Source organism: Micromonospora sp. KC723 (assembly GCF_004348595.1).
Classification (GTDB): Bacteria; Actinomycetota; Actinomycetes; order Mycobacteriales; family Micromonosporaceae; genus Micromonospora.
In genome coordinates this window covers 39,741-52,472 of sequence record NZ_SMKD01000026.1, presented here as the reverse complement: position 1 = coordinate 52,472, position 12,732 = coordinate 39,741, and the positions used below count along the sequence as shown (strand labels likewise).

Sequence of the window (12,732 nt, the reverse complement as noted above, 5' to 3'; positions counted from 1 at the left end):
GCCCCCGCCCGCGCACCAGCCGGGTTATGCCCCGCCGCCCGCGCACCAGCCGGGTTATGCCCCGCCGCCCGCACCCGGCTACCCGCCGCAGCCGGCGTACGGCCACGCCGCGCACCAACAGCAGCAGCACCACGGCTACCACGGGCACTACAAGCGCAAGAAGCACAAGAGCTTCCTCGACGAGATGTTCGGCTGAGTCGCACGCCGTGGGCCGGGTCGCCCGGCCCACGGCGGCCACCGCCCCCGCTCCGGGTCACTCCCGGAGGCTGTCGCGTCTTGAGCCGATCGGGCCCGGCCGTGGCAGGCTGCACCCATGACGCCGATCGCGCAGCACGAGGCGCTGGCCCAGGCGTACCAGGGGATCACCGACGTGGTCTCCCGGCTGGACGACGCCGACCTGCAGCGGCCCACCCGCTGTCGAGGCTGGCTCGTCGCCGACCTGCTCTTCCATCTGCTCTGCGACGCCCAACGCGCCCTGGTCGCCCTGGCCAGCCCCGCCGACGGGCCACCCGACGTGGACGACGTCAGCTACTGGCGGTCCTTCCCGCCCGGCGGGGACCATGCCCGGCACGCCTGGTGGGCCCGCCTCTGCGCCGCCGCCTTCGACCGGCCCACCGGGATCGTCCGGCTCTGGTGCGACACGGCTCCGGCCGCCGTCCGCGCGGCCACCGTCGCCGATCCGTCCGCCCACGTCACCACCCAGGGCCGGGTGCTACGGGTGGCGGACCTCCTGGCCACCCTGACCACCGAGGCCGTCATCCACCATCTCGACCTGGTCGTCGACCTGCCCGACGCGCCGTCGCCCGGCCCGCTCGCCACCCGGGTCGCGGTGACCACCATGGACGGCCTGCTCAGCGACGAGGCGGTCCGCCCCGCCGGCTGGGACGACACGGAGTATCTACGCAAGGCCACCGGCCGCGAGCCGCTCACCGACCGGGACCGGTGGGAGCTGGGCGAGGCGGCTGGTTGGTTCCCGCTGCTCGGCTGACCGGCCACTTTCCCGTCCGTCGAGGCCGCGCCCGCGCTGACGTTCGCCTGGCGGATCAGACAACGGCCATGTCGACGAAGCGGGACAGGTGCAACTGGGCGGCCACCGTGATGCTGTCGGTCGGGCCGTTTCGGTGCTTGGCGACGATGAAGTCCGCCTCGCCGGCGCGCGGCGACTCCTTGTCGTAGTAGTCGTCGCGATGCAGGAGGATCACCACGTCGGCGTCCTGCTCGATCGAGTTGTGGGTGGCGATGCCGTTCGCGATGAAGTTGTGGGTGCCGAGCACCGTCGCGTCGAAGACGTCCTGCTCACCGAGGGAGTCGATCGAGACGATCTCGTCCCAGAAGATGTCGTTGGTGGCGTGCAGGTCGAGGTCGACGGCATCGAGTACGGATGCGATCCGCGCGAGCCTCGGCCGGCTCGGGACGGGCTTCCGCGAGGCGCTTCCGTGGAACTGGGAATTGACCGCCGCGGCGAGCTCGCGATGGCTCGTACCCTGGTCGGCGAGGATCTCACGTACCGTGGTCCATACCTCTCGCGGCACCGTGTCGACGCTGGTGTTGCTCCCGGCTGCTTCGAGTGCGACGAGCAGGTCAGCACAGTGCCGTTCCCGTTCGCCGTGCACCCCGATCTCCCGGACGAACCGCAACTGGTCGTCCCTGCCGGAGATGTCGAGGGTGTACTGGGGTTGGTGACGTGTGCGGGGCACGGTCGTGAGTCGCGCGGTGATCCCGTACCGGAGCAGGAGTCGCGAGATGCCCTCCAGCATCGGGCGGCTCGCGGACGAGAAGGAGATCGGCCCACCTCGGCTGGAGCTGTTCACGAAGACCGGACCGGCGGTGGCCCACAGATGCCGGAGGAACAGGGTCACCTGCTCCTTGGGCATGCTGAAGACGCGCTCGGGCAGGAACCTCTCGTGGGACCGCAGACCGAGAAGCCCGAGGCCGTCCAGCCATTCGGCGATCGGATCGCGGCCACGTGCCGAGCGGCACGGAGCGGGCAGCCGGAGCGTGGTCACCCCCGCCTGCTCGTACTCGTCCCGTACCGCCGTGATGCCGAAGTGCTTCGCGGCTTCGGCTACCGCGCGCAGATTCGCCTCGTCCCGACTGGCGTACCGGATCGGCTGGTGGCGGGCGATCGTGCCGTCGCCCAGCAGGTGCGCCAGCATCACCACCTCGGCGTCCTCCCACGGCCGGATGGCCATAGGTGCTGGTACGTGCCGTGGCACCGCCAGACGGGTCCCGGGTGCCAACTCTCCCAACGGGATCCAGCCGGCGACGGTGAGGAAGGGGTGGTTGGCCGTGGCGTCGATCCGCTTGCCGGACGCCAGTGTCAGCCGGAAGACCTCCCGTCGTCCGCTCGGAAAGACATGGGTCATGGTTCGTGGCGAATAGCGGAGGTTCTCGTCCAGCGCCCAGACCGGAACCTTCCTCGCGTCGGTCGCCAGCAGCTCTCCGAGGGTGACCTCTGAGTTGTCGTCCGCCCTCATCAACCTGGTGTCGGCGGTCAGACAACCCGATTCACGCAGATCGGACAGCTGCGGCCGCTTGTCCGTACGCTGCTCGGGACCACGGTTCAGCTGACTCACCGCGATGACCGGGCACTCGACCTCCTTGGCCAGCAGCTTCAGGCCACGGGAGAGGTCCGCCACCTCCTGCTGCCGGCTCTCGGTCCGCTTGGGCGAGGTCATCAGCTGGAGGTAGTCGACCACGATCATCCTGAGGTCGTGCTTCTGCTTCAGCCGTCTCGCCTTGGCCCGGATCTCCATCAGGTTCATGCTCGGCGTGTCGTCCACGAAGAGCGGGGCCTCGCTGATCTCGCCCATGCATCGGGCCAGCTTGGTCCAGTCGTCGTCGGAGAGCTGGCCGCTGCGCAGTACGTGCAGCGGGACGCGGGCCTCGGCCGAGAGGAGCCGCATGACGATCTCGACCTTGCTCATCTCCAGCGAGAAGATCGCCGACGCCTGGTTGTACCGGATGGCGGCATTCCGGGCGAAGTCCATACTCGCGGTTGACTTCCCCAAGCCAGGCCGGCCGGCGACGATGATGAGCTGCCCCGGATGCAGGCCGTTGAGCAGGCGGTCGAGGTCGGTGAAGCCGGTCGGCACACCGGTCATCAGGCCGCCCTGCGCGCCCACCGCCTCGATCTCGTCCAGGGTGGGTTGGAGCATGTCGGCCAGCACGGCGAAGTCCTCGCTGACCCGCTTCTCGGTCACCTCGTAGACGGCCTGCTGGGCGAGGTCGACGATGTCGTCGACGTCGCGGCTGCCGCCGTTGGCGGTGCCGTAGCCCAGCTGCACGATCTTGGTACCGGCCTCGACCAGCCGGCGCAGCACGGCACGTTCGCCGACGATCCGGGCGTAGTACGCGGCGTTCGCGGCCGTGGGCACGCTGGCGATGAGGGTGTGCAGGTAGGGGGCTCCGCCGACCCGGGCCAGGTCGCCGGAGTCGGCCAGGGCCGCCGCGACGGTGATCGCGTCGGCCGGCTCGCCCCGGCCGTAGATGTCCAGGATGGTGTCGAAGATGGTCGCGTGGATCGGCCGGTAGAAGTCGTTGGTCTTCAGGATCTCGACGACGTCGGCGATGGCGTCCTTGGACAGCAGCATGCCACCGAGGACGCACTGCTCGGCGGCGACGTCCTGCGGTGGGGTCTTCTCGAACTGGCCGTCCCGCGCCGCGGGGGGCTGGCCGCCGGCCCGGGGCTCCGCCCGCATGTCGTCGGTGACCGACACGGATCCCCCTCCATTGCAGGTCGAGTCCCAGCTGGGCCGGGTGCGGCGACTTCCGAACGGACCGGTCCGGTCGATCGGGGGCCATCGCGCGACCGGTCGGTGCCCCACGATACGGAACCCGAGGTCAGGCCTCCAACAGCACCGGTGGACGAGCCTCGGGACAACCTGTGGACGCGGGCGGGCAAGCATGTGCGCAGCCTGTGCACAGCCTGTGGAAAACCGATGGGGAATTCCCCGCAAAGGTCCACTGACCTGCTAAAACTCGGTCCCCACCCTGTGGACGGTTATTTTCCGTTAAGGCTTCGGGGTGGTTCTTCCCGTACTATCTCCTGCAAACGGCTACACCTGGACAGCGGATTGCACTTTCGGTTGAGAAGGGTCACGCTCCGGCCGTGAGTTACCGGGACTGGGAGCGCGGGGAGGGCAGCCCGCGCGAGCGTCAGTCGATCACCTCGTGGGACGACCCCGGTGAGCCGGTCCCCGCCGGCCCGTACCCCGCCCGCGCGGAACGCCGCCGTACGCCCAGTCGACGGCGGGCGATCGAGCGTGGCCAGGAGGAGCCTTCCGACCCCTACCTGCCACCCTGGGCGGTGGAATCGGGAATCGCCCACGCCGACGGCCGGGGCCGGCACGCCGCACCGGACGACGATGACGACGACCGCCCGGTCTCCCGGCCGGTTCGCCGCGCGGCGGGTGTGCGGGGCGAGCGGACCAGGGGTGAGCCGCGCGCGATCGGCGCGTCTGCCGAAGTGGATGACCACACCCGCGAGTGGACGTTCGGCCGTCCACCGGAGCAGGGGTACGTGGGCAGTCGCCGCGCCCAGGACGACGTCGAGGACGCCCCCGTTTCCGGGGCATCGCCGACGGCCCGTCCCCGCCGGTCCGCCTCCCGCCGTCCACAGGTGGTCTGGTCCGGGCTGGATGACTCCGAGGGCGGGTCGGACGCGGACGAGCGTGAGCCGGAACGGCCGACCCGGCGCAGCCGGCGCGCCTCCGAGACGTCCTCGCCGCGGCCAGCCGATTCCTGGCGACGAGCGAAACCGACCAGTGACACGTGGAGCCGGGCCGAGCTCACCAGCGACCCCTGGGGGCGGGCGGAGTCGGCCACCGACCCGTGGAGTCAGGCGGAGCCGACGACGGGCTCGTGGAGCCGGGCCGAGCCCACCACAGAGTCCTGGAGTCAGGCCGAGCCGACCACCGGTTCGTGGAGCCGGGCTGAGTTGGGTGCCGAGCCGGAGCCGGAGCCGGAGTACCGGCCGGCGGTTGACCCGTGGGACGCGTCGGGTGTGCACACCTGGCAGCGTGCCGGGGAGGGGCGCTGGGGCCAGCCGGGCGCGGCGGGCTGGGAGGACAGCACCGCGCAGTGGGACCGGTTCACCGACACCGCGCAGTGGGACCGGACGGACGCCGGGCGGGGGGACCGGACCGGAGCCGGTCGGCGGTCCCGCAGCGCGGACGTCGGTCGCTGGGACGAGGACGGCACTGAGCGCGGTGACCGCGCTGACGCCCCGCGTTCGGTCGAGCCGACGACGGGCGAGGGCTTTCCCTGGTCGGCGCAGCCGGAGACCTTCTGGTCCGGCACCCGACTCGCCGAGGACGATCCGAGGTGGGTGGACCCACCGGCGTCGGCGCCGCGTTCACCGGCGGTGGCGTACACCGCGCCGCGGCCCCGGGCGGCGCCGCGGCGTCGGGCGGCACCCGTCTCCGCGCAGTCCTGGCGGGATCGGATCGAGTCGGTCGGGGGCGGGGGATGGAACCGCCGGCTGGAGGACGACCTGCTCGACCCGGATCCGGGGGGTCCGTTGCGTCCGTTGGTCCTGACGGCCGCGTGCTACGTCGTGCCGGCGGTGCTGGCCCTGCTGTGGGTGCTCACCCTCAGCGGTCAGGTGCCGGCCGGTTGTGTCACCGACATCAGCGGGGGTGGGTGCGACTCGCCCCGGACGCAGGCGCTCGGCTCCCTGGTGTCGGGGGCGCCACGGTACGGGTTGGCGTTCATGGGCAGCCTGGTGGTCGCCGGCCTGCTGCGCCGGGTCGGGACGACCTGGCGGCCGGCGACGGTGGCGCTGGCGTCGGCGGTGGTGGGCGGTGGCCTGTCGACCGTGATGATCAGCGCGGTCACCGGCCAGCCGATCGGCTGAGCCGGCCGAGGTTGGCGGACCGTACGGCAGTGGTCCGGTTGGTGGGCCGCAGATCGTGGCCGGTCAGCGTGCCGTGTGGTCGACGGACGCGACAGAGCCCGCACCGGGAGTCCGGTGCGGGCTCTGTCGTCGTACGGTCGGGTGTCAGCCCTGGACGACGGTGAGGTCGAACTTGGCGGTCACCTCGGGGTGCAGCTTGATCCGCACCGGGTAGGAGCCGGTCGACTTGATGTGACCGGGCAGCTCCAGCCGGCGGCGGTCGAGGGCCGGGCCACCGGCCGCCTTGACGGCGTCGACGATCTCGGCCGGAGTGACCGAGCCGAAGAGCCGGCCGCCGTCACCGGCGCGAGCCTTCAGGCTGACCTTGAGGCCCTCGAGCTGGCCCTTGACCTCGTTGGCGTGGCCCAGGTCGCGGATCTCACGGGCCGAGCGGGCCCGCTTGATCAGGGTGACCTGCTTCTCGGCGCCCTTGGTCCAGGCGATCGCGAAGCCCTGCGGCAGCAGGTAGTTACGGCCGTAGCCGTTCTTGACCTCGACGACGTCGCCGGGGGCACCGAGACCGGAAACTTCCTGGGTCAGAATGATCTTCATTTCGGCGCCTCCTCTCAGCGTGCCGTCGCGGTGTACGGCAGAAGCGCCATCTCACGGGCGTTCTTGACCGCACGGGCGATCTGCCGCTGCTGCTGCGACGTGACGCCGGTCACCCGCCGAGCGCGGATCTTGCCGCGGTCGGAGATGAACTTGCGCAGCAGCGCGGTGTCCTTGTAGTCGATGTAGGTGATCCCGTCCTTGTCGAGCGGGTTCACCTTCTTCTTCGGCTTGCGAAGTGCCGCAGCCTTGGCCATTGCTCGTGCTCCTGGTTTGCGATCGCGGGCGCTCGGCGCCATTAGAACGGAGGCTCCTCGTCGAAGTTTCCGCCCGAACCACCGCGGGAGGGGGCGGGGGCAGCAGAAGCCCAGGGGTCGTCGAAGTTGCCTCCGCCGCCACCCTGGCCACCACCACCACCACCGAAGCCGCCGCCACCGCCACCGCCACCGGAGCGCGACATCTTCTGCACCTTCGCCGTGGCGTAGCGCAGCGACGGGCCGATCTCGTCGACCTCGAGCTCGATGACGGTGCGCTTCTCACCCTCGCGGGTCTCGTAGGACCGCTGACGCAGCCGGCCCGACACGATCACGCGGGCGCCGCGCTGCAGCGACTCGGCGACGTGCTCGGCGGCCTGACGCCAGACCGTGCACGCGAGGAACAACGGCTCGCCGTCCTTCCACTCGCCGGACGCCTTGTCCATGAACCGGGGCGTCGAGGCGACCCGGAACTTGGCGACCGCGGCCCCAGAGGGGGTGAACCGCAACTCGGGGTCATCGGTCAGGTTGCCGATGACCGTGATGGTGGTGTCTCCTGCCATGACCATCTCCTCGCGCACTCATCGTTCTGCCGTACAGGCTCTCAGAGCCCTCCGACAGCACCGGTGAGGCTGATCCGGGCGAACCGGGTTGAATGCTTAGCGCATCTCCGGCCGGATGACCTTGGTACGCAGCACGGACTCGTTGAGCCGCAGCTGGCGGTCCAGCTCGGCCACCGCCTCCGGCGTCGCCTGGAGGTCGATGACGGCGTAGATGCCTTCGGCCTTCTTGTTGATCTCGTACGCGAGGCGCCGGCGGCCCCACACGTCCGTCTTCTCCACCGAGCCACCCGCGGTCCGGATCACGTTCAGGTACGTGTCGAGCGACGGGGCGACGGTGCGCTCCTCGAGACTGGGGTCGAGGATCACCATGACTTCGTAATGACGCAAGACGTACTCACCTCCTGTGGGCTTGGCGGCCACGGTCCTTCCGTGGCAGGAGGTCTGCGTCGTGGCCCGCTCCCGGGCCGGGGGAACCCGGCCGGACGCGGACAACCGGACCAGGATACCCGGTCCGGACGATCATGCCCGGGCAGGTCGTGCCGGCCGGGGTGGGCGCGGCGACAGGGGTCCGTCACCGGCGCCGAGAAGCCGGTGACGGACCCCTGTCCACGGGGGCCGCGGGGCGTCCCGTCCGCATTCCTTGGGTGGGACCTGGGGAGGAACGACCACACCGATGAGGTTGGATCGAGACGCCCCGCGGAGCTTCTCCTGTTGTCATCCGACGGTACAACGAATCTCGTGCCGATATGGCGGGATTGCTGCTATTCGTCCCTCGACCTGGTCGCTGATCCTCGGATCGTCGCGGGCCGGTCCCGCCCCCCGACGTGCCGGGCCGCACGACCGGGGGTGACCCCGCACGGGATCGACCGCCACGACACCCGCCGCACGAACCGGAAAGCCGACCGTCGATCCCACTCCGCTCAACGACCGCCCGCCCGGTCGGTGACGCGCACGCGCCACGACTCCCCACGACCGTCACCCCAGACGTCGGTGATGCGACGTAGGCTCGCCTGCATGCGTATCGGAGCCCACGTCGACCAGGCCGACCCGCTGGCGGAGGCGGCCGCCCGCGCCGCGGAGGCGGTGCAGTTCTTCCTCTCCGACCCGCAGGGCTGGAAGGCCCCGAAACCCCGGGAGGACGCCGACCGGCTCCGCGCCGCCGAGGTCGACCTCTACGTCCACGCCCCGTACGTGATCAACGTGGCCACCCTGAACAACCGGATCCGGATCCCCAGCCGCAAACTCCTGCTCGGCCACGCCACCGCCGCGGCGGAGATCGGCGCGAAGGGCCTGATCGTGCACGGCGGGCACGTCAACGCCGGGGACGACCTCGCCAGGGGCTTCGACAACTGGCGTAAGACCTTCGCGTACGCGGCCGACTCCGGCGGCTTCCCGGTGCCGGTCCTGATCGAGAACACCGCCGGCGGCGAGAACGCCTGCGCCCGGCGGCTCGACGCGCTGGCCCGGCTCTGGGACGTCCTCGGCGACCACGAGGTCGGCTTCTGCCTGGACACCTGCCACGCCCACGCCGGCGGCGAGGAACTACTCGACCTGGTCGATCGGGTCAAGGCGATCACCGGGCGGATCGACCTGGTGCACGCCAACAACTCCAAGGGCGGCTTCGACTCCGGCCAGGACCGGCACGACAACCTCGACGGCGGCACCATCGACCCGGAGTTGGTGGTCGCGGTGATCCGGGCGGCCGGAGCGCCGGTGATCGTCGAGACCCCCGGCGGCGTGCCGGGGCAGGCGGCGGACATCGCCTTCCTGCGGGAGCGACTCGGTACGGGAGCCTGAACCGATGACGACCGACACCACCGACGGCGGGCAGCCGATTGGCCGGGCCGACGGGCCGGACCCCGCGACCGCCCAAGCCGACGGCCCGGATCCCGCGACCGGCCCGGACGACGCCACGGGCGCGCACCGTCCCGGCCCCACCGCAGCCGGCACCGACGCGGACGCCCCGACGACCAGCGCGGCGACGGGCAGCGCGGCGACGGGCAGCGCGGCGGCCGGCGCCGACCCGGGCGGGAGCACCACCGGGGACGCCGCGCCCACCGGCACCACCGACGCGGTACAGGACGCCACCGTCGCCCAGGACGGTGGGCGGGCGGCCGAGCGGCAGGACGCGGAGCCGGCGGACCGCTGGTCGGCGTTCGCACCCGCCGCAGCGCCGGTGCCGGGCCGCCCGGTCCGGGCGGCGCGCGCGGTCGGACGGCTGCTGGCGCACGAGTGGATGCTGGCCGCTGTGGGCTCGTTGGCCCTCGCCGTCGGGATGACCTGGCCGGCCCTGCGCTACCCGCGGTACACGCTGCCGCAGGACTACTGGGACCCGAGCCTGCAGGCCTGGCAGATGGCCTGGTCCGGGCATGCCCTGCGCACCGAACCGAGCCGACTGTTCCACTCGAACACGTTCTTCCCGGAGAGCTGGAGCTTCGCCTTCTCCGACATGCTGCTCGGCTACGCCCCGGCCGGGATGATCGGCACCGGGCCGGAGGCGGCACTGCTCCGCTACAACATCATGTTCGTGCTGGCCCACGCGCTCGCCACGTTCGGGGCGTACGCGCTTGCCCGCCAGCTCGGCGCGGGCCGGGCCGGCGCCGCGGTGGCCGGGGTCAGCTACACCTACGCCCCGTGGCTGCTCGCCCAGGCCGGCCACCTGCACATCGTCTCCAACGGCGGCATCCCGCTCGCGCTGGCCATGCTGGCCCGGGGGCACGGCTGGTCGCTGCGCCACGGGTACCGGCCGGAACGGCGGCACACGGGCTGGGCGTACGCCGGATGGGTGGTGGCCGCCTGGCAACTCAGCCTGGGCTTCGGCATCGGCCTGGTGTTCGCGTACGTCCTCGCGGGCATCGTGCTGGTCGCGGCGGCGACCTGGGCGCTGCGGCGGTGGGTCGTCCGGCCGGTACGGCGCCCGTTCGGGCGGCGGCTGTTCGTCGCGGACCTGCTCGGTGGGTTGCTCTTCGCCGGGGTGGGCCTGCTGCTGGCGATCCCCTACTTCAAGGTCGCCGAGCTGCACCCGAACGCCGAACGGACCCTGGGTGAGATCGACATCTACTCCCCGCCGGCGATCGGCTTCCTCACCGCCCCGGCGGAGTCGCGGATCTGGGGCGGGTCACACGAGGGGGCGCGCCAGCTGCTGTCCTGGCCCCCGGAGATGACGCTGCTGCCGGGCTTCGTGCTGTACGCGCTCGCCCTGGGGGGCTTGTTCTTCTCGGTGTGGCGGCTACGGCACCGGCTGCTGCTGCTCGCCGGCGTGCTGGTGGGCATGGTGCTGTCGATGGGCACCCGGTTCTTCGGCGGCACCTACACGTACGCCCTGCTCTTCGACCACCTGCCCGGCTGGAACGGGCTGCGTACCCCCGGCCGGCTGATGCTCTGGACCACCCTGCTGCTCGGCCTGCTTGCGGCGGGCGCGGTCAGCGCGTTCGCCGAGCGGCTCCGGGAGGTCGCCGTCGCGGGCGTCCCCGCACGGCCCTCGCCCTGGCTGCGGCTGGCGGCCGTGCTGCCGGTGCTGCTGGTCGCGGTGGAGGGCCTGAACGTCACGCCGCATCCGGTGGTGCCCGAACAGCCGGCCGCGATGCGTACCGTGGACGGCCCGATGCTGGTGCTGCCCAGCAGCCAGAACCTGGACCAGCCGGTGATGCTCTGGACGACCAGTCGGTTCCAGGACGTCGTCAACGGCGGCAGCGGCTTCACCCCGACGCAACTCGTCGACGTGCGCCGGGTCACGGCCGCCTTCCCCGACGAGACCAGCGTCAGGTACCTGCGCACCCTCGGCGTCCGAAACGTGGTGCTGCTGCGCGACCAGATCGTCGGCACGCCGTGGGAGACCACCGTGGACGCCCCGGTCGACCAGCTCGGCATCACCCGCGAGGAGGTCGGCGACGCCGTCGTGTTCCGCCTCTGAGCCGGTCCGTCCGCGTCGGGTCAGGTGTTCGCCGAAACGGAGAGCTGCTCCGGTGAGTGGGCGGCGCGGCGGGCGGTGAGCCAGGAGGCGTCGGGTGCGCCGTCGAGGACGCCGCCGTCCGGGTCGTCGGCGTACGTGCGGCGCACCGCGTCCCGCGCCGGGTGCAGGATGTCCTTGACGACCAGCACGCAGAGCAGCACGACGGTGCCCAGGCGCAGCGTCGCGGCGAGCACGAACACGCCCTCGGGGAAGACCGGTCGGCTGGTGGCCGCGCCGAGCAGCTCACCGTAGAACGCGACGAAGTAGCAGACCTCGGCGAGCTGCCAGGCGAGGAAGGCCCCCCAGCGGGGGCGGGCCAGCACCACCAGCGGCAGCAGCCAGAGCACGAACTGCTGCGACCACACCTTGCTGAAGATCAGGAACGCGGCGACCACCAGGAAGGCGAGCTGGGCCAGCCGGGGCCGGCGTGGCGCCAGCAGCGCCAGCGCGGCCACGCCGAGGCAGGCCAACCCGAAGAGGGCGTACGACAGGTAGTTCAGGGTCGGGATGTTGGCGTTCAACCACTGGAACGGCCCCTGGTCACCGGGCACCCCCGTGTTCACCTTGCCGTCCAGGTACCGCCCGATGTACCACAGCGTCCCCCAGTCGATGGGCCGTTCGCTGTTCAGCTCGAAGAAGCGGTCCCAGTTCTCCCGGTACGGGATGGCGACGGGCAGGTTGACCGCGACGAGCGCCACCAGGGCGGTGCCGATGGTGGTCAGCGCGGCGCGCAGCTTCCCGGCACGTAGGGCGAGCACCAGGATCGGGCCGAGCACGAACAGCGGCCACATCTTGGCCGCGCCGGCCAGGCCGAGCAGCACGCCGGCCAGCGCGGGGCGGCGTCGCGCCCAGGCGGCCAAACCGAAGGCGGCCAGCCCGATGGCGAGGAAGTCCCAGTTGACCGTGGCGGTGAGCAGCAGCGCGGGTGCCAACGCGAAGAGCGCGGCGTCCCAGGGTCGCCGGCGGCGCAGGGCGAGGATCACCGCGACGGTCGCCACCGCCAGTGCGCCGAGCGTCAGCGCGTTCAGGTTGTAGAACCACTGGCCCTGGTTGAGCTGCGGGTCGTTGACGCCGAGGGCGTGCACCGGCAGGCCGAGGGCGCCCATGAAGTAGCCGGTGAGCACCGGGTACTCGACGGGGTGGTCCCGGTAGGGCACCTTCCCCTCGTTGAGCCCTTCGGCGTAGTAGAGGGCGAGCACGTCGGTGTAGCAGAGCCGGGTGTACTGCACGTTGTTCTGCCAGGCACCGTCCTGGCAGGGCGACTTCTGCACCCAGTGCAGTGCCAGGGTCAGGCAGGTCAGCGCCAGGACGATCCGGGCCGCCGTCCAGAACCGCCGTTCCCGGCTGGCGGGCCGGTCCAGGGCGACGGCGTGGTCGCCGAGGGGACCACCGATCGCCTCGGAGAGGCCCCGGACGAAACCGTCCGAACGGGACGGGTGGTCGCTGCTCCCGGCGTCGTCGATGCCGGCCGTCGACTGGGTGCTCATGGAGAGGCATCCTGCCGTACGCCGGGGCATT

At 71.6% G+C, this 12,732-nt stretch carries 10 protein-coding genes and 1 pseudogene; 5 read left to right on the top strand and 6 right to left on the bottom strand.

Annotated elements, in window-relative coordinates; translation table 11 throughout:
• Both E1165_RS08990 and E1165_RS08985 read left to right on the top strand, forming a co-directional pair.
• Positions 1–196: pseudogene (locus E1165_RS08990) on the top strand (hypothetical protein); the annotation flags it as partial.
• A gap of 117 nt (positions 197–313) precedes the next feature.
• A complete protein-coding gene (locus tag E1165_RS08985) occupies positions 314–988 on the top strand; it encodes a maleylpyruvate isomerase N-terminal domain-containing protein (RefSeq protein WP_132389611.1) in 675 nt (224 codons plus the stop codon).
• A gap of 55 nt (positions 989–1,043) precedes the next feature.
• Here the strand turns inward: E1165_RS08985 and E1165_RS08980 are convergent, their stop codons facing one another.
• Positions 1,044–3,701, bottom strand: a complete 2,658-nt coding sequence (locus tag E1165_RS08980) for a replicative DNA helicase (protein ID WP_132389617.1) — start codon at positions 3,699–3,701, stop codon at positions 1,044–1,046.
• A gap of 410 nt (positions 3,702–4,111) precedes the next feature.
• Here E1165_RS08980 and E1165_RS08975 point away from each other — a divergent pair, with 410 nt between their 5' ends.
• Positions 4,112–5,857, top strand: a complete 1,746-nt coding sequence (locus E1165_RS08975; RefSeq protein ID WP_132389609.1) for a hypothetical protein — start codon at positions 4,112–4,114, stop codon at positions 5,855–5,857.
• 144 nt (positions 5,858–6,001) lie between these two features.
• Here E1165_RS08975 and rplI read toward each other — a convergent pair whose 3' ends face one another.
• From rplI to rpsF, 4 genes are all read right to left on the bottom strand, one after another.
• On the bottom strand, positions 6,002–6,448 hold the full coding sequence (gene rplI, locus E1165_RS08970; protein ID WP_132389607.1) for a 50S ribosomal protein L9: 447 nt from the start codon (positions 6,446–6,448) through the stop codon (positions 6,002–6,004).
• Positions 6,449–6,462: 14 nt separating this feature from the next.
• Positions 6,463–6,702: a 30S ribosomal protein S18 gene (gene rpsR, locus E1165_RS08965; RefSeq protein ID WP_007073789.1), complete on the bottom strand. Its 240-nt coding sequence runs from the start codon at positions 6,700–6,702 to the stop codon at positions 6,463–6,465.
• Positions 6,703–6,743: 41 nt separating this feature from the next.
• Entirely contained in the window at positions 6,744–7,280 is a 537-nt protein-coding gene (locus E1165_RS08960) for a single-stranded DNA-binding protein (protein ID WP_207916788.1), read from the bottom strand.
• A 78-nt stretch (positions 7,281–7,358) separates the two neighbouring features.
• Positions 7,359–7,649, bottom strand: coding sequence for a 30S ribosomal protein S6 (gene rpsF, locus E1165_RS08955; RefSeq protein WP_120328341.1), 291 nt, complete (start codon positions 7,647–7,649; stop codon positions 7,359–7,361).
• Between the two features lie 627 nt (positions 7,650–8,276).
• Between rpsF and E1165_RS08950 the strand changes: the two genes are divergently transcribed.
• Both E1165_RS08950 and E1165_RS08945 read left to right on the top strand, forming a co-directional pair.
• Complete coding sequence (locus tag E1165_RS08950; protein WP_132389603.1) at positions 8,277–9,059, top strand: deoxyribonuclease IV; 783 nt, start codon at positions 8,277–8,279, stop codon at positions 9,057–9,059.
• A gap of 4 nt (positions 9,060–9,063) precedes the next feature.
• Entirely contained in the window at positions 9,064–11,175 is a 2,112-nt protein-coding gene (locus tag E1165_RS08945) for a hypothetical protein (protein WP_243704670.1), read from the top strand.
• A gap of 20 nt (positions 11,176–11,195) precedes the next feature.
• On the opposite strand, the gene E1165_RS08940 is transcribed toward E1165_RS08945, so the two are convergent.
• A complete protein-coding gene (locus E1165_RS08940; RefSeq protein WP_132389601.1) occupies positions 11,196–12,701 on the bottom strand; it encodes a glycosyltransferase family 87 protein in 1,506 nt (501 codons plus the stop codon).
• Positions 12,702–12,732 lie beyond the last annotated feature (31 nt).